General features: G+C 71.5%; 6 protein-coding genes. 3 read left to right on the forward strand and 3 right to left on the reverse strand.

Going from position 1 to position 5,626, the window contains the following annotated elements; translation table 11 throughout:
• Both H5J33_RS21585 and H5J33_RS21590 read right to left on the reverse strand, forming a co-directional pair.
• On the reverse strand, window positions 1-868 hold an 868-nt coding region (locus H5J33_RS21585; RefSeq protein ID WP_181796573.1), incomplete at its 3' end, for an STAS domain-containing protein.
• A gap of 131 nt (window positions 869-999) precedes the next feature.
• On the reverse strand, window positions 1,000-2,178 hold the full coding sequence (locus tag H5J33_RS21590) for a PP2C family protein-serine/threonine phosphatase (protein ID WP_181796569.1): 1,179 nt from the start codon (window positions 2,176-2,178) through the stop codon (window positions 1,000-1,002).
• A gap of 200 nt (window positions 2,179-2,378) precedes the next feature.
• On the opposite strand from H5J33_RS21590, the gene H5J33_RS21595 reads away from it, so the two are divergent.
• Window positions 2,379-2,813: a MarR family transcriptional regulator gene (locus H5J33_RS21595; protein ID WP_181796570.1), complete on the forward strand. Its 435-nt coding sequence runs from the start codon at window positions 2,379-2,381 to the stop codon at window positions 2,811-2,813.
• Between the two features lie 322 nt (window positions 2,814-3,135).
• On the opposite strand, the gene H5J33_RS21600 is transcribed toward H5J33_RS21595, so the two are convergent.
• The gene (locus H5J33_RS21600; protein WP_181796571.1) at window positions 3,136-3,348 is read right to left on the reverse strand and encodes a hypothetical protein; all 213 of its coding nucleotides are present in this window, start codon (window positions 3,346-3,348) and stop codon (window positions 3,136-3,138) included.
• 539 nt (window positions 3,349-3,887) lie between these two features.
• On the opposite strand from H5J33_RS21600, the gene H5J33_RS21605 reads away from it, so the two are divergent.
• Together H5J33_RS21605 and H5J33_RS21610 are read left to right on the forward strand one after the other, a co-directional pair.
• Window positions 3,888-4,091: a cold-shock protein gene (locus H5J33_RS21605; RefSeq protein WP_030790686.1), complete on the forward strand. Its 204-nt coding sequence runs from the start codon at window positions 3,888-3,890 to the stop codon at window positions 4,089-4,091.
• A gap of 180 nt (window positions 4,092-4,271) precedes the next feature.
• Window positions 4,272-5,626, forward strand: a 1,355-nt coding sequence (locus H5J33_RS21610) for a DEAD/DEAH box helicase (RefSeq protein WP_181796572.1), incomplete at its 3' end; no start/stop codon positions are given.

The raw sequence follows: 5,626 nt of genomic DNA on the forward strand, positions 1-5,626 counted from the left end.
GTGGCGAGACGACGATGCCCTGCCGGGTGAGCGCGTAGGCCAGGGCGTCGGCGAGGCCGGCCCGGGTGATGATCGTCCCGAGGTCGATGCCGAGGTGGACGATGGTCTGCGCGATGGCCGGGCGGATGCCGGAGACGATGCACTCGGCGCCCATCAGCCGGGCCGCGGCGACCGTCTTCATCAGGTGCTGGGCGACGAGCGAGTCGACGGTCGGCACACCGGTGATGTCGAGGATGGCGTACCGGGCCCGCTGGTCCACGATCGCCTCCAGCAGCGACTCCATCACCACCTGGCTGCGCGCGCTGTCCAGGGTGCCGATCAGCGGTACGGCGACGACGCCCTCCCACAGCTTGACGACGGGGGTGGCCACCTCCAGCAGCTGCTGCCGCTGCCGGGCGATCAGCTCCACGCCGGCGCCGACGGTGGTCTCCATGACCACCAGCCGGAGCGTGCCCATCAGCACCGTCAGCGCGAGCACGCACGCGTGCGTGTGTTCGCCGGCGGCGTCCTCGGACTCGGCCCGCAGCAGGGCGACGGCCGGCTCCCGCAGGCCCGCCACCTCGCCCGCGACCCCGGAGAGGCTGAGTCCCGCCCGGGAGCGGGCGGCGGCCATGCGGCCGAGCTGTTCCCTGACGGTCGTGAAGCCCGGTGCGGCGATGTCCTCCAGCCGCCCGGTGCGGGCCACCTCGGCCAGGGCGTCGAGCACGGCCTTGCACGCCTCGACCGCCTCGTCCCGGGAGAGGGTGAAGACCGTGCGGAACAGCGCGGTGTCCGCCCACCGCTGGGCGATCTGCTCACGGCGCCGTTCCAGGAAGGCGCCGAGCTCCCGCGCCACCTCGGGTGTCGTGTCGTACTCCGCCACCTTCATCGTCTCCCTGCTGTGCGCGTCCCCGGCCGACCGACGGCAAGCCATCCGACAATTATTGCCACGCGGCAAGCTTCGGCGGGAGGGGGTACGGGGCACCACACGCGATCGTCACAATCGGGCGGTCCCGCCGCTCACGCGGCGGCCGGCCTCCCGTGCCAGTCCAGGCACACGACCAGCGCGTCGTCGTCGGGTACGGATTTGCCGCGGTGGCCGGTCAGCTCCCGCAGGATCGCGCGCGGCACCTCGGCGGCGGGCAGCAGCCGGGTGGCGTGGATCGCCCGGGCCAGAGCCGCGTCCCCGTACGCCTCCCCCTTCGGAGAGGCCACGTCGTGCACCCCGTCACTGACGAAGACGAGCCGGTCACCTGGCCGGACGTGGAAGTCCTGGGCCACGTAGTCGGTCTCCTCGAACATGCCCAACGGCAGCTGGGCGTCGAAGGTCACGTGCTCCACGGTGCCGTCGCGCAGCCGCAGCAACCGGGGCGAGCCCGCGTCCACGACGCTGGCCCGGCCGGTGGCCAGGTCGAAGTCGAACATCAGCACGGACAGGTAGCAGCGGCCCCGGTAGTGGGCGTAGACGGCCTGGTCCGCGAGCGCCGCCTGGTCGGCGATGGAGATGCCGGCGCGCCGGGCGTTGCGCAGGGCGTTGATGGCCAGGTTCGTCAGCAGCGCCGCCTCTATGCCCTCGCCCATGCCGTTGGTGACGTACAGCATCAGGTGGTCGGCGGTGGCGGACCAGTCGAAGTTGTCGCCGAAGATGGCGTAGGCGGGCTCCAGTTGGGCCCCCAGCTCGTACTCCTGGCGGGAGCAGGAGCGGCCGGGCAGCAGCTGCCACTGCATCTCGGCGGCCAGCGTCAGCCGGTCCTTGCGGCGCGCCTGCAGATACAGGTCGGTGTCCCGCTCGGCCACGATCACCTCGTGCCCCAGCACGTCGGCGACGTCGGCCAGTTCCGCCTCCCAGCGGCGGACGGCCTCGCCGCCGGGCAGGGTCACGGACAGCACCCCGAGCCGGTCGCCGCGCACACTGACCGGGAGGTGCAGCCGCGCCCGCCCGTCGCGTCCGTCCTCGCAGTACGGCCGCTGGGAACCGAAGGCCCGGCCGGCCGGGCTGTTGTGCACCGGCACCGGAACCGGCTCCGGGGCGTTCGGCGGGACCGTCACCGGCTGGAGCACGCTCAGGCCGTAGTCGGCCATGAACAGCTCGACGTCCTCCGCGCCGTACTGCTCCATCAGTACGGCACGGGTGGCGTCGAGCAACGCGTGGGGAGCCGCCGTGCGCAGGGCGCGTTCAACGGCCACGAATCTGTTCATAAGGGTGTAATCACCAATCTTTCACCGGACAACGTACGTACCTCACCCACGAGGCCGGCCTCCGCGTGAGTCGCGTCGGGCCCCTCGGGACGCCTGGGGCCGGTGCGCGTGCCTAGTACGCTGACAGGCGCCCCAGTGCCTGCGAGAGTGTGACCGTGACTGCCTTCCGCCGCCGCCCAGAGCCCGATGAGGTCGCGCGTGTGACCACCACGGCCGTCGAGCTGCTGGAAGTCGTGTGGGGCCGCGCCTCCACCGCGCCCACCTCCGCGTCGCAACTGCGCGTGCTGCACGTCCTGGAGCACCACGACGGCATCAACCTGCGCACGCTCGCCGAGTCCCTGGCGTCCACCCCGCCGTCCACCAGCAGGCTGTGCGACCGGCTGCAGGCCGCCGGTTTCGTCGAGCGGGTGGCGAGCCCGGAGGACAGGCGTGAGGTGCGGCTGCACCTCAGCAGCCGGGGCCGCGCCTTCCTCGCCGACCTGCGGTCCCGCCGGGAGGGCGAGTTGCGGAAGGTGCTGGCGGATATGCCCGCGGCCAAGCGGATCGCGCTGCTGGAGGGGCTGGAGGCGTTCTGCGCCACGGCGGCGACACAGATACTCGACGACGCCCCGGACTCCGGCAGCCGGACCGCCTGAGTCACCGTTCGCGGCACCGGTGCCACCGTTGCCTCTCGGCGATGGCGGCCGGCGCACGGAGCGACCTCCCTCCACCGGAGCATTCCAGGTCCTTCCCCGCGCACGTCCGACACGGCTACTTTGTTGCCTCACGACTATTGTTGTCAAACGGCAACAGTGCGTCCGACAGTCCATTTCACGACCCGGATACCCCGTGACGGCCTGTTCTGCCGGTGGTTGTGCGCCATGTCTCCGAAAGGGGGGTACGGCGCATGTCCGGGGCCAGCGCGGGAATCCGGGGCCGCGCTCGGCGCGGCCCCGGCGTTCGGGTTTCCTCCCGGTCTCAGGCGGCGTCGGACGACCGGCCGCCGCTGTGCGCCGTCGCGCCGGCCTCCTGGCCGCCTCCCCGGATCAGTCGCAGGTGACGGGCGGCGGCATGACGGGCGCCGGCCCGGCGTGGCGGCCGTGGTGCGCGCGTCAGCCAGTCCTCGACCCGGTCCATGCCGTACAGCAGCAGTCCCACGACCGGCAGCAACAGGCACGCGACGATGGCCATGCTCGGGCTCCTTCCCGGCAGACAGCCCTGGGCGGGTGCCCACACGGGAAGCGGCTACGGGGAGCTGGTGTGAACATGCTGTGTTTTTGCCGCCGGAGCGCGGTCACGCCGACGTCCGGGCGGGTGCGGAGGGGCACAGCGGCGACGACCGCGGCGGCACCGGGGCGTCACCGGCGCGGAACGCCGTATGTGGCCTTCGTCTCCCCACCAGGCCCCGGCCGCCGTCGACGGCGGCGACCGGTTACGGGCCGTCGTAGGAGGTCACAGCGCCGGGGGCGGCAGCGGTCGACGGCAATACCGCTCCTTCGCGAACCAATATCTGTGGTGACAACGTAAGAAATAGACGCGGCGCGCGACAACTATTCCCGCGACCGCACCCGGGACGGAATTGTGTACAGCGCACGGCCGACACCGACGTGCTAGTGTCGTCATCAGTTGCAGGTGTGGTTGCCAGAAGGTTTTTCCGACGGTTGATCATCACGGCGACACGGAATACGCACAGGGCGCATTCCCGACACCGTCTCCGAAGGAGAAATAAAATGGCTACTGGCACCGTGAAGTGGTTCAACGCGGAAAAGGGCTTCGGCTTCATCGAGCAGGACGGCGGCGGCCCCGACGTCTTCGCCCACTACTCGAACATCGCCACCCAGGGCTTCCGCGAGCTGCTGGAAGGCCAGAAGGTGTCCTTCGACATCGCGCAGGGCCAGAAGGGCCCGACGGCCGAGAACATCATTCCTGCCTGACCCGCAGGACTGACGCGTACTTCACAGCTGGGGCCCGCACCTTGGGGTGCGGGCCCCGGCTCGCTTTATTACCAGGGTTGTTCGGCCCTGACATTTTTCGGCCCGTTCTCGCGATTCTCCGCACCGCTCGTACTGCCGCGGAAATTCCTTGATACGCGCCCGCATCGAGGAAGGTTCCGCATGAACCGCACCCGTACCACTCGTACCCGCACCGCCCGCACCGCCCGCACCTACGATCGCTTCGGCGGAAGCCGCGCCGCCGGCCGCTCCGGCGGTCACGGAAGGCGGCAGCCCGCGCAGGGCGAGTTCGCGCTGCCGAAGACGGTCACGCCCGCGCTGCCCCCCGTCGAGGCGTTCGCCGACCTTGTCATGCCGGCGCCCTTGCTGGCCACGCTCGCCAAGGAAGGCGTGTCCGTCCCGTTCCCGATCCAGGCGGCCACCCTGCCGAACTCCCTGGCCGGCCGGGACGTGCTGGGCCGCGGCCGTACCGGGTCGGGCAAGACCCTCGCCTTCGGCCTCGCGGCACTGGCCCGTACGGCGGGCCGGCGTGCCGAGCCGCGCCGGCCGCTGGCCCTGATCCTCGTCCCCACCCGGGAACTGGCCCAGCAGGTCACCGACGCGCTCGCGCCCTACGCCCGCTCCGTGGGTCTGCGGCTCGCCACCGTCGTCGGCGGGATGTCCATCGGCAGGCAGGCCGGTGCGCTGCGGACCGGCGCGGAGGTGGTCGTCGCGACGCCCGGCCGGCTCAAGGACCTCATCGACCGGGGCGACTGCCGGCTGGACGAGGTCGCCGTGACCGTCCTCGACGAGGCCGACCAGATGACCGACATGGGCTTCATGCCCCAGGTCACCGCCCTGCTCGACCAGGTGCGCCCCGAGGGTCAGCGGCTGCTGTTCTCGGCCACCCTGGACCGCAACGTCGATCTGCTGGTCCGCCGCTACCTCACCGACCCGGTGGTGCACTCCGTCGACCCGTCGGCGGGCGCCGTCAGCACCATGGAGCACCACGTGCTCCATGTGCACGAGACGGACAAGTACCGCACCACCACCGAGATCGCGGCCCGGGACGGCCGGGTGATCATGTTCCTGGACACCAAGCACGCGGTGGACCGGCTGACCAAGCACCTGCTGAGCAGCGGTGTCCGCGCCGCCGCCCTGCACGGCGGCCGGTCCCAGCCGCAGCGCACCCGGACCCTGGCCCAGTTCAAGGACGGTCACGTCACCGTCCTGGTGGCCACCAACGTCGCGGCCCGCGGCATCCACGTCGACAGCCTCGACCTGGTCGTCAACGTGGACCCGCCCAGCGACCACAAGGACTACCTGCACCGTGGCGGCCGTACGGCCCGCGCCGGGGAGTCCGGCAGCGTCGTCACCCTGGTGACCCCCGGCCAGCGTCGCGGGATGGCCCGGTTGATGGCATCGGCCGGCATCACCCCGCGCATCACCCCGGTCCGCTCGGGCGAGGCGGAGCTGAGCCGCATCACCGGCGCCCAGGCGCCCTCCGGTGTCCCGGTGGTCATCACCACGCCGGTCGC

The organism is Streptomyces sp. WELS2 (assembly GCF_013870595.1).
GTDB lineage: Bacteria > Actinomycetota > Actinomycetes > Streptomycetales > Streptomycetaceae > Streptomyces.

Excerpts from the sequence above, each read along its gene's own strand:
- H5J33_RS21590 (WP_181796569.1), bottom strand. The coding sequence starts at position 2,178 with ATGAACAGATTCGTGGCCGTTGAACGCGCCCTGCGCACGGCGGCTCCC.
- H5J33_RS21600 (WP_181796571.1), bottom strand. The coding sequence starts at position 3,348 with ATGGCCATCGTCGCGTGCCTGTTGCTGCCGGTCGTGGGACTGCTGCTG.
- H5J33_RS21605 (WP_030790686.1), top strand. The coding sequence starts at position 3,888 with ATGGCTACTGGCACCGTGAAGTGGTTCAACGCGGAAAAGGGCTTCGGC.